Raw genomic sequence first — 21,596 nt, forward strand, 5'->3', positions numbered from 1 at the left:
GGTCACCTGCGCACGTCGATGCCTTTACCGAGCACGTCCCGGGACGATCTGTTTGACGCGGTCTCGGAATGGACGCGCTCTGGACGCTCGCAGGCTGATACGCGCAGAACTCGCGCCCTGCCGTGTGGCATTGGGGCCAGTAGACCCGGGGCGAGCTTGTGGGATAGCGTAGCCTTCACCAGCATAAGCCGAAACAGGGGTCCCGAGAATGCCAGAATTCATCACCGTGCTCAGTGCCACCGGCGGGAACAACGTCGGAATTGTCGTTCCAGATGACGTCGTTGCCGGATTCGGCCGTGGCAAGCGCGTTCCTGTCTTGGTAACCATTGACGGGGGATATAGCTACCGGAACACCATTTCATCGATGCGTGGCCAGTTCCTGATTTCCTTCAACGCTGAAACCCGCGCTGCCACGGGCAAGGGCGCAGGCGATGAGATCAGCGTGAAACTCGAATTGGATGAAGAGCCGCGGACCGTCGAAATTCCCGAGCCACTGGCCGTGCTGCTCTCCGCCGAGCCGCAGCTCCTTGAAGCGTGGAACAAGCTGTCCTACAGCAAGCAACGAGGCCATGTGGAGCCCATCGTGGCTGCCCGCGGCGAAGACACCAGGACGCGCCGGGTCGAGAAAGCTATCAAGGCGCTGCGCGACGAATAGGGTGCTGGTGAGCAAGGCTACTGCACGGTGAACTGCAGACGCTGCCAACCACTGGCGCCATTGGGCACAGGGTTGGCTTTCTCGCGGGTCTGCATCTTGCCCTGCGCATCATAGGCTCGCACCGACGCCGCATGCATGCCCGGTGCCGCGTCCTTCCACACGAAGCGCCACTGCCGCCATGTATCCAGCGACGCTTCGGCGGCCAGCTGCGCATCCTCCCAGGGGCCGTCATCGATCTGCACCTGCACGCGTGAAATGCCCCGGGTCTGCGCCCAAGCAGTTCCGCCCAAGACAACTTCCCCTGCAGGGACCTCGGCGAAGGGCCGAGGCGTGTCGATGCGGGAGGACATCTTGATGGGACCGCGTTCAGACCAGCCGCGGGTAGTCCAATAGGCGGCCTTGTCCTCGAAACGCGTCACCTCCAAATCAATCACCCATTTGGTGGCCGAGACATAGCCGTAGAGGCCGGGAACCACCATGCGCACGGGGAATCCGTGGTCGAAGGGCAGCGGCTCGCCGTTCATGCCGATAGCCAGCAAGGCCATCCGGTCATCGGTCAGCGCTTGTAGCGGTGTGGAAGCGCTGAAACCGTCATGAGAAGTCGAAAGCACCATATCGGCGCCGGCCTGGGGAACCGCGCGCTCCAGCACCTTGCGCAGCGGGTAGCCCAGCCACTTCGCGTTGCCTACCAGATCTCCTCCGACAGGATTCGATACGCAGGTCAGGGTCAGATACGTTTCCACGAGTTCCTCGCCCAGCAGCTCGTCGAAGCCGATGGTGAATTCATTCTCCACCATGCCGTGCACGCGCAAGGACCACTGGTTCGGGTCGATCTGCGGCACCGACAGCGCGGTGTCGATGCGGTAGAAATCCTGGTTGGGAGTAACGAAGCGGGGCATATTCGCCTCCTCTATTTGCACTCCTTCGGGCAGGGCCTTGGCCTTCGTCCGGGCCGCTGGCAGGCGCAGGGCGTTGCGGGCGGCGACAGCCATATTGCGTGTAGCGGAGACGGAGGTGGACACCGCGGTGGCCAGTGCCGCGGCCGCCAAGGACAGGACCGCGCCGCGCAAGAATATTCTGCGGCTTGGGCCGGCAGCTGCCGTGCCCTGGCCGGGTTCGGGGACGGTGGCTGTAGCCAGCCGGGCCAGCCAATGAAGAGCTCCGATGCCGGCGACTGCGCCCAGCACCGTAGGGACAACATCCAGCAGGCTGGTGGACGCGCGGGCGGCCACAGCGCTGGCAAGCACCAGCGCCAAAGCAATGATGGCGGTGCAGGCCAACGCGAAACTCCGCTTGGCCAGCAGGCCGATCAGGGCAGAGAGCACCGCTGCCGCCACGCCGATGGAAATGAACAGCGCCAGCTTGTCATTGGTCCCGAAGGTGGCGATGGCGAAGTCCTTGAGCCATGGAGGCGTCAAGTCGATGATGGCAGACCCCAGTGCGAAAAACGGCGAGGAAGCACTATTGAAAAATGCCGAGGCCAACTGGGCGACGGCAAACATGAGCGCTGCCGAACATATTCCGGCTACCGCGTGGAAAACGTAAACCCTGCTGCCGCGCTTGTTCTTGAAGCCCACTGCCACTCACCTCATGCGTTTCGTTCCATGTTCCCCTCCCTAATGCGGGGGAACAACCACTCACAGTGTTTTCGGAACGGGACGCACAGCAGATTGGAACCGGCTACAAGATTTTCTGCGATCTCATAGCGACTGCAGCATGATGGGATCCGTCGTCGGGGCGGGGGAGCCGGTGGCCGGCTCGACGGTGATCCCGAAATGAGTGATCCCCTGCATCGGATCGGAAACCATGATCATGCCGTTGGCATCGCTGCCCGTGAGCATTCCTGCCGGGACTGCGCCGTCGGCGGAAATCAGCCACAGCTCGTACCCTTTGTCGCTGGACAGCTCCGGCATGCCCGAGGTGGAAACCGCCATCAGTCCTTCGGCCGCGGAATAGGACAGCGTGATCGTTGCCCCGTCATCCAAGGTCTGCGTCTTGGACTTGGCATCGGGAGCCCCCAGGATCCGGGCGAGCTCTTCCTGATGTTCGGCCATGGCTGCCATTTTGCTTTCCAGCTCGCGCTGCTCGGAATTCTGCTGGATGGCCAAGCCGCCCAACGCCGCCGCTGCCAGTAGCAGGACGCCGGCGGCCAAGGCGAAGAAGCGCTGGTTGCCGCGCGGTGCCCCGGGCTGCGACGCCGGGGGCGTAGCCGGGGTATCGGATTCACGTTCCGCACCAGCCGTGGAGCCACTGGCGGGGGAGCTGCCCGAGGCAGGCTCCTGGTCCTGGACGGGCGGCAGCTGCTCGGTGGCGCGGATAGCTGCCATGACATCGTTCTTGAGCCGTGCTGGGGGAGCAACCGGCTGCGCTGCCAAGCCGAGCAGTCCAGCAGTTTCCTGCAAGGCATCCAGCTCGTGGCGGGCCTGGGCGGCATCTGAGTCCTGGTGCGCGAGCTTGCCGCGGTCCTCGTCTCCCAGAGCTTCCAGGGCGAAGCTGTCGGTCCGCTCGTTCTCATGCTTTTCCATTACGCCACTCCCATCAGTTCTCGAAGCTTGCCCATGCCATCGCGTATTCGCGTTTTAGCGGTTCCCACCGGTACTTTCAGCAGCTCAGCGACTTCCAGGTGGGTGTATCCGCCGAAGTAGGCCAGCTGTATGGCTTCGCGTTGCGGTGCGCTGAGCTGTTGCAGTGCCCGGGCAACGCGTACGGTCTCGTCGTGCAAGATGGCGTTCTCTTCCACGTCTTCGTAGCTGTCCTGGAATTCCTTGATTCCAATGCGCAGATCCCGGGCTTGGCTCGCTTGGCTGGAGCGCACCCGGTCCACGGCTCGGCGGTGGGCTATGGTCAGCAGCCAGGATGCAGCGGTTCCGCGGGACGGATCGAAGCGCTTGGCCTGCTGCCACGCTTCGACGAATACTTCCTGGGTGACCTCTTCGCTCTGCGCCTGGTCGCGAAGCACCCGCAGCACGAGGCCGAAGACCCGCGATGCCATGGCATCATAGAGCGATTCGAAGGCAGATTCGGCCCCCAGCGCGACCTGCCGCAACAAGTCGTCTGGCGTTTGCACGGAATCGTCTTCTATGGCGTCGAGTCTATTGGAACTCATGAATCCTAGAGTCTCATGCATTTGTGCCTCAGCGGCGCTCTGCGGTGGCGTGGCGTTCGGGAAATAGCTGGGCTGAGGGAACCACGTTCCCGCAGCACCGGCGAAGGTGGTGCATGGAAGGTATTCCACGCACCACCTCCATGCCGGCGGACCTGCTGTTTCCGGGGGTGCTACTTCTTGGCCGGCGGCATCAGGACGGTGTCCACCAGGTACACGGTCGCGTTGGCGGTTTGCACGCCGCCGCAGATGACCGAGGCCCCGTTGACTTCCAGATCATCACCGCTGCCGGTGACTTCAAGATCCTCGCCCTGGACCGTTTTGTGGGTTCCGGGAAGATCAGCCGGTGCGATCTGGCCGGAAACCACATGGTAGGTCAGCACGCTGGTCAGGGTGTCGGCGTCCTTGGCCACTGCTGCCAAGTCATCCTTCGGAATTTCGGCGAAGGCGTCATCCACCGGTGCGAAGACGGTGAATTCGCCGCCGTTGAGCGTATCGACCAGGTCCACGTCCGGGTTCAGCTCACCGGAGACCGCCGAGGTCAGCGTGGTCAGCAGCGGGTTATTCGAGGCGGCGACGGCTACTGGATCCTGCGCCATGCCTTCTACCGAGCCATCACCGGTCGGGACTGCTTCGGCGTAGGCTGCGCAGCCTGGGCCAACGAGATTTCCGGCTGGATCCATGGCCGACTCGCTGGCCATCGGAGAGCTGCTTTCCGAAGCGGAAGCGGTGGGCGATTCCATGGTTTCCGAACCTGTCGAGCAGGCGCTCAGTCCCATGGCGGCGACTGCGATGAGCCCGAAGACTCCAGCGGCTTTGCTGTATGTGCGCTTCATGATTTTCTCCTTGCTTCGCCGCGACTATTGTCGTCGGTTCCTTTCCTGTCCGTGCGGAGCAGGCTGTCATGGAGCATTCGGTGCCGGATGCCTGGCGGATTGGAATCCCGTCAAAATAATTTTCCAGTCCCTCTGTGACGCGGCGTCCGGGCGGGTCTGCAGCCACGCTATCGGAGGGGGATTGGTCCGCACGTGGGATCTGCCACGCTTGGAACCCGCGGCAGGCTTATTCTCTGCACAGCCCATATACTGGAAGGCGTGAGTAAAGCCGGGCAGAACACGCAAGAGCAGGCATCAGGCCTCGTATTAGTCGACAAAGACCAGGGAATGACCTCCCATGACGTGGTGGGCCGCATCCGCCGACTCGCTGGGACCAGGAAAGTCGGCCATGCCGGCACTCTGGACCCGATGGCCACCGGCGTGCTGGTGATCGGCGTGAACAAGGCAACCCGCTTGCTGACTTACATCGTGGGCCACGACAAGACCTACACCGCCACCATCCGCCTGGGGCAGAACACCGTCACCGACGATGCCGAAGGCGAGATCATTTCCGAACGCATCGCAGCAGCTGTCAGCGACGAGGACATCGAACGCGAGGTGGCCCGGCTGCGCGGCGACATCCAGCAGACCCCGAGCTCGGTCTCGGCCATCAAGGTCGATGGCAAGCGTTCCTACGCCCGCGTGCGCGCCGGCGAACAGGTGGAGCTCAAGGCCCGTCCGGTGACCATTTCGCGTTTCGAGATCCACGAGGTGCGCCGCGAAAATGGCGGCAAGATCCTCGACGTGGACGTCACCGTCTCCTGCTCATCCGGAACCTACATCCGTGCGCTGGCCCGCGATCTGGGCGAAGCATTGAACGTGGGCGGGCATCTCACCGCGCTGCGCCGTACCGAGGTGGGCCCGTACAAGATCGAGCTCACCCGCACCTTGGAGCAGTTGGCCCAGGAATTCGAGATCCTCCCCATTGAAAAGGCTGCCGCTGCGCTGTTCCCCAACCGCACGGTCAGCGTCGACGAAGCAGTCGAGCTGTCGTTCGGCCGCACCGTCCCCGCCTCGCACTTGAGCATGGACATCGCCGAGGGCCAGACCGTTGCCGCGTTCGCGCCCAACGGCGTGCTCGTCGCGTTGCTGGAAGACAAGGGCGACAAGGCCCGTACCGTCTTGGTCTTCACCGCCAAGTAATCCCGAAAGGACCTGGCTTGATTGCCCTGAATGGATTCTTCATCGCCGGCGCGGTGGTCTGTGCGCTGGCGTTTCTGGTGGCAGTGATTGCAACAGCAATTCGCAAGCACCCGGATGACTGGGCGCTGATCGGCGCGGTGGCCACCGAGCTGTTCCTGATTGCCTACGGCATTGCGGCGGTGATCCGCCAGGCTGGCGGCAATGCGGTGCAGGGGGACCCGGTGGAATTCTGGGGCTACTTCATCACGGCGCTGGTCATGCCGCCGATCGCCTTCTTCTGGGCCATCAGCGAGAAGAGCCGCTGGTCCAACGCCGTGCTGGCCGCGTCAGCCGCGGTCACTTTCGTTATGGTGTTCCGCATGGAACAGATCTGGCAGTAGGAGTACCCCATGGGTGAAAAGCAGCGCAACTCGCGCATCATGCAGGCCGCCGAGGCCCGCAGCGCCAACAAGGCCCCCAAGCCGAGCCGGTCCACCGGCCTGGGCCGCGTGATCATTGCCGTCTACGGCATCCTAGCTCTTGCGGCGACGGTCCGCGCGGTCTACCAGATCATGAGCAAATTCGACGAGGCTCCGATCGCGTACAGCCTGTCGCTGGTTTCCGGCCTGATCTACATCCTGGCCACGTTCTCGCTGTCCTCGGCCAAGCGTGGCGCCTGGCTGGTCTCGCTGTATGCGGTAGCCATTGAATTGGTGGGCGTGATCGTCGTGGGAATCCTGTCGCTGACCCACCCCGAAGAATTCGCGCATCCATCGGTGTGGAGCGGTTTTGGCGAAGGGTACGGATACGTTCCGCTGGTTCTGCCGCTCATCGGCTTGTGGTGGCTGTACCGTAACCGTAATGAGCGTCACGTCTAAAGACGTGCAAGAATTACCTCGGTGGGTTTTCCATCCACCGCAGCAGAATTTCTGAAGGAGCAAAGTGCACTATTGGAAGGGCTTGGATGCCGTCCCCGCGGATATGGCGCCCACTGTCGTGACCATTGGCAACTTTGACGGTGTCCACCTGGGCCACTGCGAAGTGCTGGATGCAGCTGTCACACAGGCCAAAGCGCGCTCTGCACAATCGGTGGCAATCACTTTCGACCCGCACCCGGCGCTGGTGCACCGTCCCGAGAGTGCTCCTGAATTGATCATGGGCATCGCCGACCGCATCGACACCCTGGCTAGCGTTGGCCTGGACGCCACGCTGATGATCCACTACACCCTGGAATTTGCGGATCAAAGCGCTGAAGAGTTCGTCCGTTCCATCATCGTGGAGAAGCTGAACGCCGTAGCCGTCGTTGTCGGGCACGATGTGCGGTTCGGCCGCGGCAATTCCGGAGACTTCGGCTACATGCAGGAGCTGGGAGCCAAATACGGTTTCGAGGTCATCGGCGTTGAAGACGTGGGGGATAAGCGGCGCTTGTCTTCGACCTGGGTGCGCGAGGAACTGGCGGCTGGCAACGTTGAGGCCGCCGCCGCGATCCTCGGCCGGCCGCATCGCATGCGCGGCGAAGTAGTGCATGGCCACGCCCGCGGACGCGAGCTGGGATTCCCCACCGCAAATCTGGATCCCGAAGCCACCGGGATCATCCCTGCCGATGGCGTGTATGCCGGCTGGGTCATTGATGAGGCCGAGGTGCGTTGGCCGGCGGCAATTTCCGTTGGCTCGAACCCGACCTTCGATGGTGTCTCCCGCGTGGTCGAGGCGCATGTGATCGACCGTCCCGAAGAAGGGGTGGAAGATTTCGACCTGTATGGCCAGCAGATTGTCGTCGAGTTCATTTCCCATCTGCGTCCGATGGTCGCCTACCGCGGCATCGAAGCCTTGATTGAGCAGATGACCGAGGATGTCGACCAGGCCCGTGCGGTACTGGCTGCCGAACGCCACTAGGAATCATGGCTGAAATACCTTCGTTGCCGCAACGCGCCTTCGTTGTGGGAGCACAGCGCCGCGAAGAATTGGCATCGGCGTTCCAGTCGGATGCCGAAAGCTATGACAAGATCCGTCCTTCCTATCCCCAGGAAGCGCTGGATTTCACGTTGCAGCACCGACCGGCAACTGCGGTGGATATCGGTTGCGGTTCGGGGATCTTCACCGAGCAACTGGTTTCTGCAGGCTTGGAAGTCACCGCCGTAGATCCGTCCGCGGACATGCTCTCGGTCCTGTCCAAGCGCCTGCCGCACATCGAGGTGGCCTGCGCTGCTGGTGAAGCTACCGGTTTGGCCGCTGACAGTTTTGATCTGGTGACCTATGCGCAGGCATGGCATTGGGTTGACCACCCGCAAGCCAGTGCCGAAGCGGCGCGCTTGCTCCATGACGGCGGTTGGCTGACGTTGCTGTGGAACCAGCTGGATGTCACCGTTCCCTGGGTGCACCGCTTGGCACGGATCATGCATGCAGGCGACGTGCACCGGCCCGAGCTGGAGCCGCCGCTGGGACCGCAGTTCCAGAAGCCGGAGCATGGCATCTGGCATTGGTCCATGGAGCTGGACTTCCACGAGATTATCGAGCTGACCAAATCACGCAGCTACTACCGCAAGTCCTCGGACACCACGCGGGCCAAGGTCGAAGCGAACCTGGCATGGTACTGGCATGAGCATTTGGGGCATGAGCCAGATAAGAAGGTGCAGGTGCCGTATCTCACCCATGCTTGGAGGTCCCGCCGGCGTCCCCGTCGGTGATATGATTGACGATGGTTCTCGCTGCAGTCCGCGGTTGCGAGTTTCCCCTGTGAATGCCTCGGCGTTCGCACTGACTTATGAACGCGGTCCAACTCTAGGAGTTTGTTATGGCATTGGATGCCACTATCAAGAACGAAATCATCAAGGCTTACGCTACCCACGAGGGTGACACCGGTTCGCCTGAGGTTCAGATTGCCGTCATGTCCCGCCGTATTTCGGACCTGACCGAGCACCTGAAGATGCACAAGCATGACCACCACACCCGCCGTGGCCTGATGGCTCTGGTTGGTCGCCGTCGTCGTATGCTCGGCTACCTGAAGAACACCGACATCGAGCGTTACCGTTCGCTGATCGAGCGTTTGGGCCTGCGCAAGTAGTCCTTGGCTTCAGAGCAAGAAAATCCCCGCCTCCGTCTCAGGAGGCGGGGATTTTTCTTGTCCGGCAGGGGAAGATCCGCTTAGCCGCGGTTGGGCGCGAGCGCTGTCCGCGCTGCTCCAAGCGGCGTCGCGTCACCGCTTACTCTGCCTTGGCCTCAGTTTCTGCTTCGGCTGCCGCGGCCTCTTCGGCCTTTTCCTGGTGGATCACCTCGGCCAGGAGCTTCTCCATCTCCTTCGCGACCCCGGCTGCGGACGCCGGGTTCTGCCCGGTCACCAGTCGTTCGGAGACTTGTACATTTTCTTCGAAGTTATCGGCGGCGATATGCGTAGCGCCTTGCTCGGTGAGCTTGTCTGCGAGGAAGAACGGAATGATCTTGTCCTTGCCGACGGCCACCTCTTCGTCGTTGGTGAACGCTGCAACGGTCTTGCCGCTCAGGAGCTTCAGGCCATGATGCAACTCGACATCCAGTAGTCCAGCTGGTCCGTGGCAGACGGCGCCGACGACGCCACCCTTGTTGTAGATGTCGCTGACCACCTTCTGCAGGCCAGCATTGCCTGCGAAGTCCCACATGGTGCCGTGGCCACCCACGAGATACACCGCGTCGTACTGCGCAGGATCCACCACCTCGACACGTGCCGTGTTGTACAAGCCGGCACGGGTTGTCTCGTCTTGGGTGAATTGCACCTGGATCGGGTCATCCTGGTCCACCGTGTCGCGCGGGGGCTGTCCGCCCTTGATGGACGCAAAGTCGACGAAGTGCCCGGAATCCCGGAACACCTTCCATGGGTGCGCGGCCTCGGCGACGTTGTAACCGGTAGGCTCCTTGTCCTCGCCGATTTCGGAAACGCTGGTCAGGACCATGAGGATTTTCTTCAAGGTGTGCTCCTTTCGCATTCGTCCTTCCACCCTTGTACAACCTGCAGGCTGTCGCAAGGGGGACGCACAAGTTGCCAGCATGTTGTGCGGAACCATGCACCAAGATGTGAGCTAGCGGAACCTTCCCTGGCCTGCAATTCCATGTGACGTTGGCGTGCAATGACAACGAATCCTGCGCGCAAAGCCAACACCCCAGGTGCGGACTTTGCCAGAATGAATGCACCCGCCGGGCGGCCGCCCGCCTTGCTTCCAGAAGGTTGCACAGGCCATCCGCCACGGGTCCCTGTCGAAAGGAATGCATTCGTGAACACAGTCTCCCTGACCTGATTATTTTCAACGGCACCATTCATACGCTGGATCCGCGAGACAGCATCGCCACAGCGATGGCGGTCAGTGAAGGAAAAATCGTCGCGCTTGGCGATGATGCCTTGGAGCTGCGCGGGGAAGAAACGGAGATGATCGATCTGGGCGGGTCCGCGATCATGCCCGGGCTGATGGATGTGCACAACCATCACATGCTTGCCGGGCAGATGGACCTGTTCGAGCTCAACGTGGCGCCGTCGCTCACCCTCGATGAGTTCCTGGAAGCCGTAGCGGCATGGTCGCAGAAGCTGGACGCGGACCAGTGGGTTATCGGCGGCAGCTGGGGCTCGAGCCTGTTCAGCGAGCTCAACACACCCCAGGCGCTGGAGCGGCTGGATGAGGCCACCGGTGGACGGCCGGCCTTGTTCAAGGACGATGCAAAGCACAACCGGTGGGCGAACAGCCGCGCAATGGAATTTGCTGGCATCACCGATGCGACCGTTGACCCCGACGGCGGGAAAATCATGCGGGATGCCGAAGGGCGTGCCACCGGTGTGCTGCTTGAAGCCGCCGGAGTCATTGTCGAGCAGGCACGCGAGAGCTTGAGCCCGACACCGACCTCGCAAGTGGCCGAAGCCGCTGGACGAGGCATGGAAATACTGCATTCCTACGGCATCACCGGATTCCAGGATGCCGCCGCCTCCTTGCAGCTAATGCAGGCATTGAAAGAATTGGACGATGCGGGGAACCTGCACGCCTGGGTGGTCACCAGCATGCAGGCCAACGACTTCATTTTCGGAACCCATCCGCTGGGCGAGGGGATCATTGCGCAGCGTGAGCCAACCAGGTCCGCCCACCACCGTCCGGATTTCATCAAGATCTTCCTCGACGGCGTCCCTCCGGCCGGTACCGGAGCCTTCATCGAACCGTATCTGGAGGGCGTGGGTTTCCCGGAATGCCATTGCGGCAGCACGACCATGCCGCCAGAAGAACTCGAAGGCTGGCTGATGAGCACAGCAGTGCGGGGCATTTCAGCAAAGATCCACTGCACCGGCGATGCCTCGGTGCGACTGGTCCTGGACACTATCCAGAAGGTGCGCGAGGCTGGCTTAAGCGAGCCGAAGTACCATATCGCCCATGGCCAGTTCATTCACCCGGACGACCTGCCGCGCTTTGCAGAATTGGAAGTCACCGCGGACATCTCGCCGTCATTGTGGTTCCCGGGGGTGATCGCCGAAGCGATGAAACTGGTCCTTCCCGCCGAACGGGCATCCAGGATGCACCCGAACAAGACCTTGCTGGCCAGCGGGGCGCTGATTGCCGGAGGCTCGGACTGGCCGGTGAGCGTCTCTCCGAATGCCTGGGAGGGAATCTACGGGTTGATCACCCGCAAGGATCCTACCGGGGCGTTCCCCGGAACCCTCTGGGAAGAGGAAGCGGTGACCTTGGCTGATGCCTTGCGCATCTACACGATCAATTGCGCCAAGGCCATGGGGCTGGAGGAACTGACCGGATCGCTGGAAGTAGGCAAATCCGCCGACTTCATCATGCTCTCGGCGGACCCGTTCGAAGTGGCCCTCGACCAGTTGCCGCTGATCACTGCGCAGCAAACCTGGTTCAGCGGGCAGAAAGTCTATGACCGTCTTGAATCCTTGAGCGTGCCGGTGAGCTAGACGCAGGCCCGGTAAGCTGAAAGCCGCCCAGACGCCAAGAGCCCCAGCTGGTGTCCGTGATCCTTTCCGGATCATGGACACCTGCTGGGGTCGAGCGAGTTTTGCCGCTTGTTGTGGAGGCTAGACAGCCAGCTTCCGGCGGATGAAGCCCGATGTCTGGTCAACCACGATGATCAAGAGCAGGACGATGATGATATGCGTGAGCATCGTATCGAACTGGAAGGACTTGATCGCCTGGTTGATGAGCAGGCCGATGCCGCCGGCGCCGACCAGGCCCAGAACCAGCGAGGAACGGACATTCACATCGAAGCGGTACAGCAGCAGGCCAACGAACTGCGGGATGACCAGTGGCAATGATCCATGAGCCAGCTGCTGCAGTCGTGATGCGCCGGTGGTGGACAGTGCCTCTTGCGGACCCTGATCGGTTTCTTCCAGGGATTCGGCCCAGAGCTTTCCCATCACGCCGGTGTTGTGGCAGATCAACGCCAGCACACCGGCGAACGGACCCAGGCCCACCGCGGTGACGAAGATCAGTGCGAAGACGATATCGGGTACTGCACGGAAGAACGACAGGATGCTGCGTGCGGTTTGGTAGGCCAGCGGATGCGGCGTCGTTGTCCGGCAGGCCAGCACGGCGAGCACCAGGGCCGTGGGAATGGAGAGGGTGGTGCCCAGCAGGCCGATCCACAAGGTGACCAGCGTTGCCTCCAAGCCAGGTCGGATGACTTTGTCCCAGCTCAGATCCGGCGGGAATGCATCGCTGATGAAGCGTGCCATACCGCGCCAGCCTTCCACGAGCAGCGCCGGATCGAAGTCAGTTCCGGTGATGGCCAAGTAGTGAAGGACGGCAATCACGGCAATTCCGGTTGCCCAGAGGGTGCGGCGGGTCGTCTTGTGCGGATCCTTGGGCAGTGCCGGTGCCGTCTTTGCCGCGGCCTTGTGCGAAGTTCGTTCCACTGCCTGCTCCTTGACGCGGCTTGGGGTATGGAGGCTCATGCTGCAATCCTTTCGGGGGAGTAGAGAACATCCAGGAAGTCGGTGCTGAGGTTCTGTACGGGGCCGTCGAAGGCGATGCGCCCGTGCAGCAGCCCGATGGCGCGGTCTGCGTACCTCTGGGCAAGCACTGGCTGGTGCAATACCGCTGCCACAGCGAGGTTTTCTTCGTGCGCCAGGGTAGCGAGCAATTCCATGATGTTCTCGGCCGCATGCGGGTCCAGGGCGGAAACCGGCTCATCGGCAAGCAGCACCGAGGCACGCTGGCACAGTGCCCGGGCGACGGCTACACGCTGCTGCTGTCCGCCAGATAGGCGTCCGACCTTGTCCAGTGCCCGGTCAGCCATGCCAACCCGGTCCAGGCAGGCCATCGCTTCTTGGCGCAGTTCTCGCGAAAAGAACGCGGGGGAGAGCGATCCCAGGCCGGAGACGCGGGACAGGGCACCGGCGCAGACGTTGTCCAATGCCGTGCGGCGGGGCACCAGGTGGATCTTCTGGAACACCATGGCTGCCCGGGATCGCGCACGGGCCAGGTCGCGGCCATGCAGATCAGCGAGGTGGACGCCATCCAATTCGATGCTTCCAGTGTCCGGATTGGTCAAACCGGCGACGCACTTGAGGGTGGTGGATTTTCCGGAGCCATTGGCACCCAGGAACGCCACGAGCTCGCCGCGGTTGACGGAGAAATCGACGTCATCAAGCACGCGGCGCTGGTTGAAGGTCTTGGCCAGGGACTTCACCGAGAGGGCTGGGCCGGTATTCAGCGTAGTGTTCATCGCTAGATGTCATCCTCGGTGAGACCCATTTTGGATGCCAGGTCGAACAGTGGTGCGTAGGTCTCCTTGGTGACTTCCAACAGCGGGCCTGGAGGGGAGACATCCAGGAAGGCACCGACCTGTGCGATGTCTTCCTTGGGCAGGTTCAGCAGCGCGTCCTTGACGGCCTTCTTCAATTCAGGGTCGGCATCTGCGCTGATGGTGATCGGGTCATTTGGGATGGGGTCCGACGTCCAGATCTGGCGGTAGTCCTCCGGGTTGAAGGTGCCTTCTTCTTCGGCGACTGCCTGGGTCTGCGAGTTGAGCTGGGCTGCGTCGACGGTTCCGTTGGTCAGGGCGAGCAGTGCTTCGGGATGGCCACCTGCATAGTTCAAGTTGACCTCCGACTCGGGAATGCCAGCAGTCTTCAGCGCGTAGCGCGGCAGGACATCTCCGGATGTCGAGCCGACGCCGCCCAACGCGAAGTCCTTTCCGCGCAGATCCTCGAGGGTCTTGATCTCTGAATCCTTGGCCACCCAGATGCCGCCGGTGTAGGTGCTCAGTTCGCCTTCGGAGGTGCCGAAGGATACAAGCGGTTCAGCTCCAGCCTGCTGGCTGGCGAACACGTATCCCACGGGGCCGAATTGGCCCAGGTCCAGTTTTCCATTGCGCATTGCCAGTACTTCTGCGGCGTAGTCCTCGACAACTTGCACCTCGACTTCGCAGCCGAGCTCGCGTTCCAATGCGTCGGCGAGCACGCCGTAGGCAGGTTCCAGCTTGGCAGGGGCCTCATAAGGCTCGATGCCGAAATTGATCGGGCCGTCGGCGCAGAACGCCGGGGTCTCGGAATTGGCCTGCCCATCTGCCTGGGCGGACCCGCAGGCGGTGAGGGCCAGCAGGCCCAGCGAGACGGCAGAGAATTTGATCATCGGGGAGATCTTCATGGTTTGCTCCAAGTGTTCTGTTGCTGCGTTAGGCGGTGATTGGGGAAGCAGTCGCCGGGAGGGCGATTTCGTTGACGTTCTTATCGGCCAGGCCGAAGGACAGGGTCATGCCGACACCGGCGGTGACGGAGACGATGGTGATGGCGTCGGCAACATTGCGGACCAGCAAGGGGCCGATAGCGCTGGACGCGTAGATTCCTTGCCAGCGTTCAAGCACTTTCAGCTCGGTGCCACGCAGGTAGCCGCCGATAGCCGAGTGCAGGGTCTGCGAGGTGGATTCCTTGAGGAAGGGAGTTTGGGTTGCGGCGTAGCTGTGGGAATCTCCCAGGAGCAGGGTGCCGTCGGGCCGTTGGGTGAACATGACGTTCGCCTGGATGTCCAGCAGCTCGGGGTGTTCGGCGAGGACTTCAGCCTGAAGGGCCTTGGCCGCCGGCACCTCGGTGAAGGCTTCGTAGCGCAGCATGGAGGTGGCAGTAAGCACTGCAGGCTTCAGCTCCAGGTCCTCGGATGCTTCTGCGCGGAGCATCTGCAGTGCACAGCGGGTGATCTGGTGCTCTTGCGCGACCTGCGGGAAGAGGTAGTCCACGTCGTGCCCGACGCAGATGAAGACCTGGTCGGCCTCGAAGCTGCCGCGATTGGTTTGCACGCTGGCCCGGCGTTGCTTGCCGGCACCGAACCCCAAGGCGCTGGTGTTGAACTGGACGCTGCCAGCAACGTGGGCATCAACCCACTGGGCCAGCTTGGCTACCGTGGTGCGCGGATCGACCCGGAGATCATCACGCAGGAACGCTCCGCCGAGGATGCCTTCTGCGCCTTCGCGTCCGAGCTGTTCGGCGACGTCCTGCGCGTTGAGCATTTCGACCTGGCCGGTGTCGCGGCGCGCGGACAGCTCGCGCAGCACCTGCAATTCTGTTTCCGTCGTGGCGACCACAACGGCACCCGATTCAACGGCCCAGAAACTGGCCCGTTCAGCGTAGTCGAGCCATAGTGGGCGGCCCGACTGCGCGAGGTCGTAGAGTTCTCCGGACTGTGCGGTGATGCAGCAGTGGCCGAAGTTGCGGACCGATGCACCGACGGCCTCATGGTCGCGGTCGATGACGATGACGGACAGGCCTGCGTCCAGGGAACGGGCGGCATGGGCCATGCCGACAATGCCTGCGCCGATAACCAGCACGTCTGCCTGGTTAGTGCCTGGTTGGGTTTGCGGGGAAGTTTTTTCGTTGCTCACGACAGTGATCATCCATGCTCGAAAGACAGGGAATCAAGCCAGATCTGCACTTGTCTGTACAAGTTTTCCAAGTGTTCAGAATGAGGCCCATTCGTTCATATTCAGTTCACCAAAATGTCACATGAATCGCTGATTTATCGGTGAAACGGCTTGTATGATCAAGTGGTGATGGAGAACAAGAAGCAACCCAAGTACCAAGCTCTCACCACCTGGTTGCGGCAGGAAATCGCGGCCGGCACCTGGCATGAAGGAGACGTCCTGCCCAGCGAGTCCGAGCTCTGCGCACGGGCTAATGCCTCGCGCGGCACGGTTCGGCATGCACTCGCCCAGTTGCGATCGGAGGGACTCATCGCCGGCGGGCAAGGCAAGCCGCCTATCGTGGCGCAGCAGGTTCAATCCCAATCGTTCACCACGTTCATGTCCTTCACTGACTGGGCGCGTTCCATCGGCTTGGAAGCTGGGCAAGACACCAGGGAACTGGCGCAGCGCCGGCCCGAAGCCTTCGTATCCGAGCAGCTTGAACTCGACGAAGACGCCAAGGTGGTGCAGCTCCTGCGCCTGCGTTTGCTCGACGGGAGCCCGGCGATGCTGGAGCGGACCAGCTTTCCGCAAGAAGTTGGCCGGTTGCTCTTCGACTTCGATACGGACAGCGGGTCGATTTTCGAGTACCTGCGCGAACAAGGGGTTGACCTTTACCGCGGAAAGCACACCATTGATGCGGTGGCGGCCGATGAAGTGGACGCGCAGCTGCTCGGCGTGCCCGTCGGCGCCCCTCTGCTGCGCGAGCAGCGCGTGACGTCTTCCAAATCGGGGCAGAAACTCGAGTTCTCCGATGACCGGTATCTGCCCCACCTTGCCAACTTCACCATTGAAAACACCAGCGAGCAGCGTGCCTCATTAAGCCGTGTGCGAAGCATTGCTGGCTGAAACAGAAAACACGACGAAAAGAGAAGAAATGTTTGAACTCATCGCCTGCGATATGGCTGGAACGACCATTGACGAGCATGCCGACGTCTACCGGGCATTGGAGAATGCTGTGCGCGAATTCGGCGTCGAGGTCAGGGAAGAAGACCTGCAGCATTGGATGGGCGCCGAAAAGAAGGAAGCGATCAAGGCGCTGATTGAACTCGGTGGCGGCAGCGCGAGCGATGAGCAGGTTCAAGCGCAATTCGACCGTTTCCGCGAGCTGCTGCTCGGTTATTACCAGGAGAACCCGCCCGTTGCCCTGCCAGGAGTCGTCGAAGCGCTGCAGCACTTGGCTGCCAGTGGCACGAAGATCGCATTGACCACGGGTTTCTCACGCGATGTCGCCGATATCATCCTTGACGGCCTGGGCTGGAAGGTGGGTCCTGGCGAGCTTCTGGATGCTGTGGTTGCCGGGGATGAAACCGCCGCCGGGCGCCCCGCTCCGTACATGATCCATCGCGCCATGGAACTGACCGGAGTCCGGGATGTAGCCACGGTCGTTGCCGCCGGGGATACCGCCAATGATTTGCTGGCCGCCCACCATGCGGGAGTCAATGGGATCGGCGTGCTTACCGGCAAACTGGGCCGCGAGGACCTGGAGCGGCACCCGCATGCCGCCATTCTCGAGTCGGTCGCAGAGCTGCCAGAGTATCTTGCGGCCATCGAGTCCGAGGCTGCCTAGTCCCTTGCGAAAATTTTGCAATGCGGAAGATATGTTTCGTTTCGCCGTGAAATGAGGGATAAGCTGGGCTCTAGTTGGAACATCCCATTGAGATGAAAGAGAGTCGTCATGAGCAAGACTGTTCTTCAGCGCCATCTGTTCGGACCAGGTCCCTGCAACCCGTACCCAGAAGCCACAGCGGCACTGGGCCTGCCGCTGCTGGGACATTTGGATCCGGAGTTCATCGCCCGCATGGACCGCGTTGCCGATGGCTTGCGCACTCTCTGGGGAACCAAGAACTCCCGCACCCTGCCGCTGAGCGCGACGGGATCAGCCGGCATGGAAGCCGCGTTCGTGAACACCATCAATCCGGGCGACGTTGCGGTGATCGCCATCAACGGCCTGTTCGGCGAGCGCATGTGCGAAGTTGCCTCGCGCGTTGGCGCGGAAGTGGTCCGCGTTGAGCATGAATACGGAACTCCAATCGACGCCGAACGCGTTGCCGCAGCGCACCCGAACCCAACCGTCATTGCCGGCGTGCATGCCGAAACCAGTACCGGCGTTGTTTCCAATATTGCCGCGCTCGGAGCAATCAAGGGCGACGCCCTTCTGATCACCGATGCAGTGACTTCCATTGGCGGCATGCCAGTGCTGGCAGATGAATGGGGCATCGACGTCGGCTATGCAGGCACGCAGAAATGCCTCGGCGTGGCTCCCGGCCTGGCGCCATTCACGATTTCGGACCGCGCTTTCGAACGCCGGGTCCAGAAGCCGCAGTCCTGGTACCTGGATCTGGGCTTGCTCGGAGGCTACGCCACCGGTTCCACCGGAGGGCAGCGCACCTACCACCACACCGCGCCGGTCGCGATGGTTGCTTCGCTGGAGGCGGGCATCGACCGGATCATGGCCGAGGGCCTGGAAGCAGTGACTGCTCGCCACCAGGAAGCTGGCGGGTTGCTGCAAGCTGGCTTGCAGGAAATGGGCTTGGAGCTCTTTGCCCAGGAGGGGTTCCGCCTGCCGCAGCTGACCACCGTCTACGTTCCTGAAGGCGTTGACTCTGCGAAGGTCCGCGGCTACCTGCTTGACCGCTTCAATATTGAAATCGGCGGCGGCGTGGGCAAGTACGCGAGCACCGTGTGGCGCATCGGCATGATGGGCCCCAACGCGAATCCGGGGTCGGTGGCGTTGCTGCTGTCCGCGCTGAAAGAAGCGATCGCCAAGGCCTGATCGCCCACTTTTGCTGTCGAGGGACCCGCCGGGATTTGTCCGGGCGGGTCCCTCGACCTTTTCGCGGATGCTTGCCGCGTCTTCTTCCGTGCTCGCCGTTCTGGATTCGGGCAGTGGGCAGATACGCTCAAGACCATGACTGGTGCGATTTCACTGCAACGAATGCTGACCGTGCGAATCGAACTTGTCGGGTCCGACCCGTTGATCTGGCGCACCATGGACATGGACGACATCATCATGCTCGACGAGGCGGGACTGGCCCTGCAGTGCGCGATGGGCTGGGAGCACGCGCACCTGCAGGCCTTCCACAGCATCAACCCGCATCTCCGATCGCGCACCGACGAGGCCATCACCTGGTACTAGGAACAGAGCCGGCTGGAGATCGGACTGGGCGAAGCCCAGGAGACCACCACCCTGGGCCAGGCGCTCAAGGCGGCGGAAGGTGAACTCTACTTCGAATACGACTTCGGCGACGGCTGGATGCACAAGATCACGGTGGTATCGCAGCACGCCAAGGCGGCTGGCGACCCGCCCTACCGGGTCGTGGACGGCGAGCTGCGTGCCCCGCTGGAGGATAGCGGCGGAATCCACGGCTGGTACGAGAAGCTGGGTATCTTCAACGGCAATCCAGCGCCCGACAGCTGGGAAGACCTCGAAGAGGATGAAGCGGAGCAGATCATCGCCTGGATGCACTGGCGCGGTGGGCGCTGGAATCCGTTCAATCCCGGAGTCTTCGATGCCGAAGTAGCCGGTCGGCGCTTGGAACTGCTCGCCGCCGGCCGGCGGGCCGCAGCCGTCCTGGTTCATTCAGCTGGTGCCGCCCTTCACGGTGCTCGCCGAGCTGTGCAGCGACGGGCTGATTCTCACCAAGGCTGGCTGGATGCCGCCGAAAGTTGTCGGCGATCTCGTGGAACGTTCAGACCTGGAAGGCATCGACTTCGAAAGCGGGTCCTCCAAGCGCGAAAACAACATGCTAACCGTGGCCACGATTCGCGAAGCTGCGCAGCGCATGGGGCTTCTGCGCAAGGCCAAGGGAGTGCTCACCACCACCCAGCGGGGGCGCAAGCTCATGGATGATCCAACGGCGATGGCGGAGCACATGGCCTCGCGCCTGGCACAGTACAAGGGCAATGATGTTCGGGACCGGAACATCGAGTGCGACTCGACGTTCGCCGGGTGGTTCATCCGCGCCGGTAGGTACATCCCGGATCGCATGCAACGCTACTCGGCGCAGCCGGAGTTCTTCTTGGACAGGTCCGAGATCCTGGAAATTTTCGGCTACTGGGACCCGAACCAGCAACGCCCGGTCAACGGCGAATCGTGGCTGCCCAGCGTCGAAGAGTGGTACCTGGTCGAACGGCTGCTGGAGTACCGGCTGCACCGGGAAGACAAGAAGGAAGAGCTCAACCCGCGGCTGGCCGAGCTGTCCCGCTACCTGCTGCAGCACTAGAAGCACGCGGGAGCCTCAGGTGCTCAGCCCGTGCGGCTGGGAATGGCTGCTAATCCAGCTGGTGCGCCTCGTGGGCAAAATCCATGCGGGGCACCTGACCTCGGGCTTCGAGCCGGGCGATGCCGCCGATGGGGATGGTGAACATCGGCGAGGTATGCCCGAAGTCGAGGTTGGCGACCACCGGCACGGTGGAGAGCAACGGATGCTTGGCAACGATTTGTTCCAGCAGGTCACGCGAAATGCTGGATTCGAGCTGGAATCGGCCGATGGCAAGGCCGCGGATTTTCTCGGCTCCAGGAACCTGCAGCAGCGAGGCAAGGCTGCGCGCGAATTCGTGGACGTCCGCGGCGCCGTCGTCCTCGACGAATAGCACAGCCCCGTCCAGGGACGGCATGAACTCGGTTCCCTGCAGCAGCCTCAGCGTGCCCAGGTGCCCGCCGATCACCATGCCCGTGGCAGCGCCTTCGTTCAGGATCCATGGTCCGCTGCTTGCGTTGACGCTGCGATTGTCCTGGTCCATGAACCACAGGTCGTCGGTGAATTCAGTGGCGTGCTCGATGCTCCAGGCATGCTCGTGGGTTGCGGCCCGGAACCACTGGCCGGTCGGCTCGAAGTGATCGCGCATGCCGAAGCTGGACCAGTGCGGGCCGATGTAGGTCACTAACCCGGTCTTGGCGTGCACGGCGTTGGCCAGCGCAGTGAAATCCGAGTAGCCGCAGAAGACCTTGGGGTTGGCGGCAATGAGCTCCCAGTCGAGGTAGGGGAGCAGTTCGTTGGAATTGAAGCCGCCAATGACCGAGATGATCCCTGAGACAGATGCATCAGCAAACGCGGCGTGCAGATCGGCCACGCGCGATGGAATGGGCGAGCTGTCGAAATCGTCATTCTCATCCACGTGCTCGCCGAATTCCAGCTTGAGCCCCATGGCATCGAAGCGTTCATTGACCCACTGCGTATTGTCGAATTCCATCACGAAGGTGCGGGAACACGAGGGTGCGATGACCCTGACGGCGTCTCCGGCTTGCAATCGGGCAGGGATGACGGTCGGCTTCAGTGGGCTTGGCATTCCACCAGTCTAGGCCCTGGCGTAGCTTGGGAGAATAGCTGCAGTGACTGTTCGGGAATTGTTGGCGAAATTTTTTGCAACAAATGATGATATTCCGCTCCAGCTACTGTGCGATTCCTGAGAAATTCGATAGCGTGGGCGTGACAGCACGATTTCTCTAAAGAAAGCAGGAAATACGGTGAAGTCCCTCTTCGACTTGGATTTCAGGCAGTTCATCACGCCATCGATCATCAAGATCGTCTACATCTTGATCATGGTCCTGTTGGCTATCGGCTACCTCGGACTGGTGATTACCGGGTTCATGGCTGACGCGATGCTCGGCTTCCTGATGCTCTTGATCGTCGGTCCATTGGTGTCGCTGGTCTACTTGGTTCTGGTCCGTGCAAGCCTCGAATCCTTGCTGGCGCAGATCCGCACCGCGGAGAACACCACTGAACTGGTTCGCCTGGCTGGTGGCATCCCGCCGGCAGACGGCGGCTACCGCCCGCGCCCGGGAAATCCGCCGGTTCCGCAGCAGCCGCAGGATCCAACTGCCAATGGCGGCAACAACACTCCGCCAGCCAACCCCTACCAGAAGTAGGGTTAGAGGCCGATGGCCCGCACCACTGGTGCGGGCCATCGGCCGTTTCGCGCG

At 62.1% G+C, this 21,596-nt stretch carries 23 protein-coding genes and 1 pseudogene; 14 read left to right on the forward strand and 10 right to left on the reverse strand.

The genetic code is table 11. The features are described 5' to 3' along the window. Positions 1 to 208: 208 nt before the first annotated feature. Positions 209 to 655 carry a YdeI/OmpD-associated family protein gene (locus ACR9WD_RS04920; protein WP_052253498.1) on the forward strand — a complete coding sequence of 149 codons (447 nt, stop codon included), beginning with the start codon at positions 209 to 211 and terminating at the stop codon, positions 653 to 655. A 17-nt stretch (positions 656 to 672) separates the two neighbouring features. Here the strand turns inward: ACR9WD_RS04920 and ACR9WD_RS04925 are convergent, their stop codons facing one another. From ACR9WD_RS04925 to ACR9WD_RS04940, 4 genes are all read right to left on the reverse strand, one after another. After that, positions 673 to 2,157 carry a molybdopterin-dependent oxidoreductase gene (locus ACR9WD_RS04925; RefSeq protein ID WP_038990105.1) on the reverse strand — a complete coding sequence of 495 codons (1,485 nt, stop codon included), beginning with the start codon at positions 2,155 to 2,157 and terminating at the stop codon, positions 673 to 675. A gap of 198 nt (positions 2,158 to 2,355) precedes the next feature. Beyond that, positions 2,356 to 3,180 (reverse strand): anti-sigma factor, encoded by an 825-nt coding sequence (locus tag ACR9WD_RS04930; RefSeq protein WP_121866440.1) that lies wholly within the window; start codon positions 3,178 to 3,180, stop codon positions 2,356 to 2,358. Next, on the reverse strand, positions 3,180 to 3,761 hold the full coding sequence (gene sigK, locus ACR9WD_RS04935) for an ECF RNA polymerase sigma factor SigK (RefSeq protein ID WP_073706751.1): 582 nt from the start codon (positions 3,759 to 3,761) through the stop codon (positions 3,180 to 3,182). Before sigK ends, ACR9WD_RS04930 begins: the two co-directional genes overlap by 1 nt. 170 nt (positions 3,762 to 3,931) lie before the next feature. Further along, positions 3,932 to 4,594 (reverse strand): fasciclin domain-containing protein, encoded by a 663-nt coding sequence (locus tag ACR9WD_RS04940; RefSeq protein ID WP_038989659.1) that lies wholly within the window; start codon positions 4,592 to 4,594, stop codon positions 3,932 to 3,934. 258 nt (positions 4,595 to 4,852) lie between these two features. Here ACR9WD_RS04940 and truB point away from each other — a divergent pair, with 258 nt between their 5' ends. The 6 genes from truB (at position 4,853) to rpsO (ending at position 8,819) form a co-directional block, all read left to right on the forward strand. Then, positions 4,853 to 5,776, forward strand: coding sequence for a tRNA pseudouridine(55) synthase TruB (gene truB, locus ACR9WD_RS04945; protein WP_434922851.1), 924 nt, complete (start codon positions 4,853 to 4,855; stop codon positions 5,774 to 5,776). Positions 5,777 to 5,793: 17 nt separating this feature from the next. Further along, positions 5,794 to 6,156, forward strand: coding sequence for a hypothetical protein (locus tag ACR9WD_RS04950; RefSeq protein ID WP_434922852.1), 363 nt, complete (start codon positions 5,794 to 5,796; stop codon positions 6,154 to 6,156). Positions 6,157 to 6,165: 9 nt separating this feature from the next. After that, on the forward strand, positions 6,166 to 6,633 hold the full coding sequence (locus ACR9WD_RS04955; protein WP_174787679.1) for a hypothetical protein: 468 nt from the start codon (positions 6,166 to 6,168) through the stop codon (positions 6,631 to 6,633). A gap of 64 nt (positions 6,634 to 6,697) precedes the next feature. Further along, positions 6,698 to 7,651 carry a bifunctional riboflavin kinase/FAD synthetase gene (locus tag ACR9WD_RS04960; protein ID WP_121866442.1) on the forward strand — a complete coding sequence of 318 codons (954 nt, stop codon included), beginning with the start codon at positions 6,698 to 6,700 and terminating at the stop codon, positions 7,649 to 7,651. Between the two features lie 5 nt (positions 7,652 to 7,656). Continuing rightward, complete coding sequence (locus tag ACR9WD_RS04965) at positions 7,657 to 8,442, forward strand: class I SAM-dependent methyltransferase (RefSeq protein ID WP_128469837.1); 786 nt, start codon at positions 7,657 to 7,659, stop codon at positions 8,440 to 8,442. Positions 8,443 to 8,549: 107 nt separating this feature from the next. Then, the gene (gene rpsO, locus ACR9WD_RS04970) at positions 8,550 to 8,819 is read left to right on the forward strand and encodes a 30S ribosomal protein S15 (RefSeq protein WP_013348393.1); all 270 of its coding nucleotides are present in this window, start codon (positions 8,550 to 8,552) and stop codon (positions 8,817 to 8,819) included. Between the two features lie 139 nt (positions 8,820 to 8,958). Here the strand turns inward: rpsO and ACR9WD_RS04975 are convergent, their stop codons facing one another. Next, positions 8,959 to 9,696, reverse strand: coding sequence for a type 1 glutamine amidotransferase domain-containing protein (locus tag ACR9WD_RS04975; RefSeq protein WP_073706849.1), 738 nt, complete (start codon positions 9,694 to 9,696; stop codon positions 8,959 to 8,961). Between the two features lie 383 nt (positions 9,697 to 10,079). Between ACR9WD_RS04975 and ACR9WD_RS04980 the strand changes: the two genes are divergently transcribed. Further along, positions 10,080 to 11,672: an amidohydrolase gene (locus ACR9WD_RS04980; RefSeq protein ID WP_434922853.1), complete on the forward strand. Its 1,593-nt coding sequence runs from the start codon at positions 10,080 to 10,082 to the stop codon at positions 11,670 to 11,672. Positions 11,673 to 11,792: 120 nt separating this feature from the next. Here the strand turns inward: ACR9WD_RS04980 and phnE are convergent, their stop codons facing one another. Genes phnE through ACR9WD_RS05000 form a run of 4 tightly spaced genes read right to left on the reverse strand, consistent with a single transcriptional unit; the run spans position 11,793 to position 15,592 of the window. Beyond that, a complete protein-coding gene (phnE, locus tag ACR9WD_RS04985; RefSeq protein WP_434922854.1) occupies positions 11,793 to 12,668 on the reverse strand; it encodes a phosphonate ABC transporter, permease protein PhnE in 876 nt (291 codons plus the stop codon). Next, positions 12,665 to 13,441 carry a phosphonate ABC transporter ATP-binding protein gene (locus ACR9WD_RS04990; RefSeq protein WP_073706757.1) on the reverse strand — a complete coding sequence of 259 codons (777 nt, stop codon included), beginning with the start codon at positions 13,439 to 13,441 and terminating at the stop codon, positions 12,665 to 12,667. Before ACR9WD_RS04990 ends, phnE begins: the two co-directional genes overlap by 4 nt. 2 nt (positions 13,442 to 13,443) lie before the next feature. Then, positions 13,444 to 14,364 carry a phosphate/phosphite/phosphonate ABC transporter substrate-binding protein gene (locus ACR9WD_RS04995; RefSeq protein WP_073706758.1) on the reverse strand — a complete coding sequence of 307 codons (921 nt, stop codon included), beginning with the start codon at positions 14,362 to 14,364 and terminating at the stop codon, positions 13,444 to 13,446. Positions 14,365 to 14,392: 28 nt separating this feature from the next. Continuing rightward, on the reverse strand, positions 14,393 to 15,592 hold the full coding sequence (locus ACR9WD_RS05000; protein WP_246857137.1) for a TIGR03364 family FAD-dependent oxidoreductase: 1,200 nt from the start codon (positions 15,590 to 15,592) through the stop codon (positions 14,393 to 14,395). A gap of 168 nt (positions 15,593 to 15,760) precedes the next feature. On the opposite strand from ACR9WD_RS05000, the gene ACR9WD_RS05005 reads away from it, so the two are divergent. The 5 genes and pseudogenes from ACR9WD_RS05005 to ACR9WD_RS05025 all read left to right on the forward strand — a co-directional run bounded on the left by ACR9WD_RS05005 (position 15,761) and on the right by ACR9WD_RS05025 (position 19,896). Further along, complete coding sequence (locus ACR9WD_RS05005; RefSeq protein ID WP_073706850.1) at positions 15,761 to 16,519, forward strand: GntR family transcriptional regulator; 759 nt, start codon at positions 15,761 to 15,763, stop codon at positions 16,517 to 16,519. A gap of 28 nt (positions 16,520 to 16,547) precedes the next feature. Next, positions 16,548 to 17,240 carry a phosphonatase-like hydrolase gene (locus ACR9WD_RS05010; protein WP_073706760.1) on the forward strand — a complete coding sequence of 231 codons (693 nt, stop codon included), beginning with the start codon at positions 16,548 to 16,550 and terminating at the stop codon, positions 17,238 to 17,240. Positions 17,241 to 17,348: 108 nt separating this feature from the next. Then, positions 17,349 to 18,446, forward strand: coding sequence for a pyridoxal-phosphate-dependent aminotransferase family protein (locus tag ACR9WD_RS05015; RefSeq protein WP_073706761.1), 1,098 nt, complete (start codon positions 17,349 to 17,351; stop codon positions 18,444 to 18,446). A 222-nt stretch (positions 18,447 to 18,668) separates the two neighbouring features. Continuing rightward, positions 18,669 to 19,127, forward strand: a pseudogene (locus ACR9WD_RS05020) (IS1096 element passenger TnpR family protein); the annotation flags it as partial. Between the two features lie 133 nt (positions 19,128 to 19,260). Then, the gene (locus tag ACR9WD_RS05025; protein ID WP_434923224.1) at positions 19,261 to 19,896 is read left to right on the forward strand and encodes a hypothetical protein; all 636 of its coding nucleotides are present in this window, start codon (positions 19,261 to 19,263) and stop codon (positions 19,894 to 19,896) included. Positions 19,897 to 19,945: 49 nt separating this feature from the next. Here ACR9WD_RS05025 and ACR9WD_RS05030 read toward each other — a convergent pair whose 3' ends face one another. Continuing rightward, positions 19,946 to 20,962, reverse strand: coding sequence for a S66 family peptidase (locus ACR9WD_RS05030; RefSeq protein WP_434922855.1), 1,017 nt, complete (start codon positions 20,960 to 20,962; stop codon positions 19,946 to 19,948). A gap of 178 nt (positions 20,963 to 21,140) precedes the next feature. On the opposite strand from ACR9WD_RS05030, the gene ACR9WD_RS05035 reads away from it, so the two are divergent. Then, entirely contained in the window at positions 21,141 to 21,542 is a 402-nt protein-coding gene (locus tag ACR9WD_RS05035) for a DUF4282 domain-containing protein (RefSeq protein WP_190264790.1), read from the forward strand. Positions 21,543 to 21,596 lie beyond the last annotated feature (54 nt).

This window comes from Glutamicibacter sp. PAEs-4 (genome assembly GCF_051161755.1).
GTDB lineage: Bacteria > Actinomycetota > Actinomycetes > Actinomycetales > Micrococcaceae > Glutamicibacter > Glutamicibacter nicotianae.

Bases quoted from the DNA above. Each gene is read 5' to 3' on its own strand.
- ACR9WD_RS05010 (WP_073706760.1), top strand. From the start codon at position 16,548: ATGTTTGAACTCATCGCCTGCGATATGGCTGGAACGACCATTGACGAG.
- ACR9WD_RS04955 (WP_174787679.1), top strand. From the start codon at position 6,166: ATGGGTGAAAAGCAGCGCAACTCGCGCATCATGCAGGCCGCCGAGGCC.
- ACR9WD_RS04920 (WP_052253498.1), top strand. From the start codon at position 209: ATGCCAGAATTCATCACCGTGCTCAGTGCCACCGGCGGGAACAACGTC.
- ACR9WD_RS04940 (WP_038989659.1), bottom strand. From the start codon at position 4,594: ATGAAGCGCACATACAGCAAAGCCGCTGGAGTCTTCGGGCTCATCGCA.
- ACR9WD_RS04990 (WP_073706757.1), bottom strand. From the start codon at position 13,441: ATGAACACTACGCTGAATACCGGCCCAGCCCTCTCGGTGAAGTCCCTG.
- ACR9WD_RS04995 (WP_073706758.1), bottom strand. From the start codon at position 14,364: ATGAAGATCTCCCCGATGATCAAATTCTCTGCCGTCTCGCTGGGCCTG.
- ACR9WD_RS05030 (WP_434922855.1), bottom strand. From the start codon at position 20,962: ATGCCAAGCCCACTGAAGCCGACCGTCATCCCTGCCCGATTGCAAGCC.
- ACR9WD_RS05005 (WP_073706850.1), top strand. From the start codon at position 15,761: ATGGAGAACAAGAAGCAACCCAAGTACCAAGCTCTCACCACCTGGTTG.
- ACR9WD_RS04980 (WP_434922853.1), top strand. From the start codon at position 10,080: ATGGCGGTCAGTGAAGGAAAAATCGTCGCGCTTGGCGATGATGCCTTG.
- ACR9WD_RS05015 (WP_073706761.1), top strand. From the start codon at position 17,349: ATGAGCAAGACTGTTCTTCAGCGCCATCTGTTCGGACCAGGTCCCTGC.
- rpsO (WP_013348393.1), top strand. From the start codon at position 8,550: ATGGCATTGGATGCCACTATCAAGAACGAAATCATCAAGGCTTACGCT.
- ACR9WD_RS04930 (WP_121866440.1), bottom strand. From the start codon at position 3,180: ATGGAAAAGCATGAGAACGAGCGGACCGACAGCTTCGCCCTGGAAGCT.
- ACR9WD_RS04925 (WP_038990105.1), bottom strand. From the start codon at position 2,157: ATGTTTGCCGTCGCCCAGTTGGCCTCGGCATTTTTCAATAGTGCTTCC.
- sigK (WP_073706751.1), bottom strand. From the start codon at position 3,761: ATGAGTTCCAATAGACTCGACGCCATAGAAGACGATTCCGTGCAAACG.
- phnE (WP_434922854.1), bottom strand. From the start codon at position 12,668: ATGAGCCTCCATACCCCAAGCCGCGTCAAGGAGCAGGCAGTGGAACGA.
- ACR9WD_RS04965 (WP_128469837.1), top strand. From the start codon at position 7,657: ATGGCTGAAATACCTTCGTTGCCGCAACGCGCCTTCGTTGTGGGAGCA.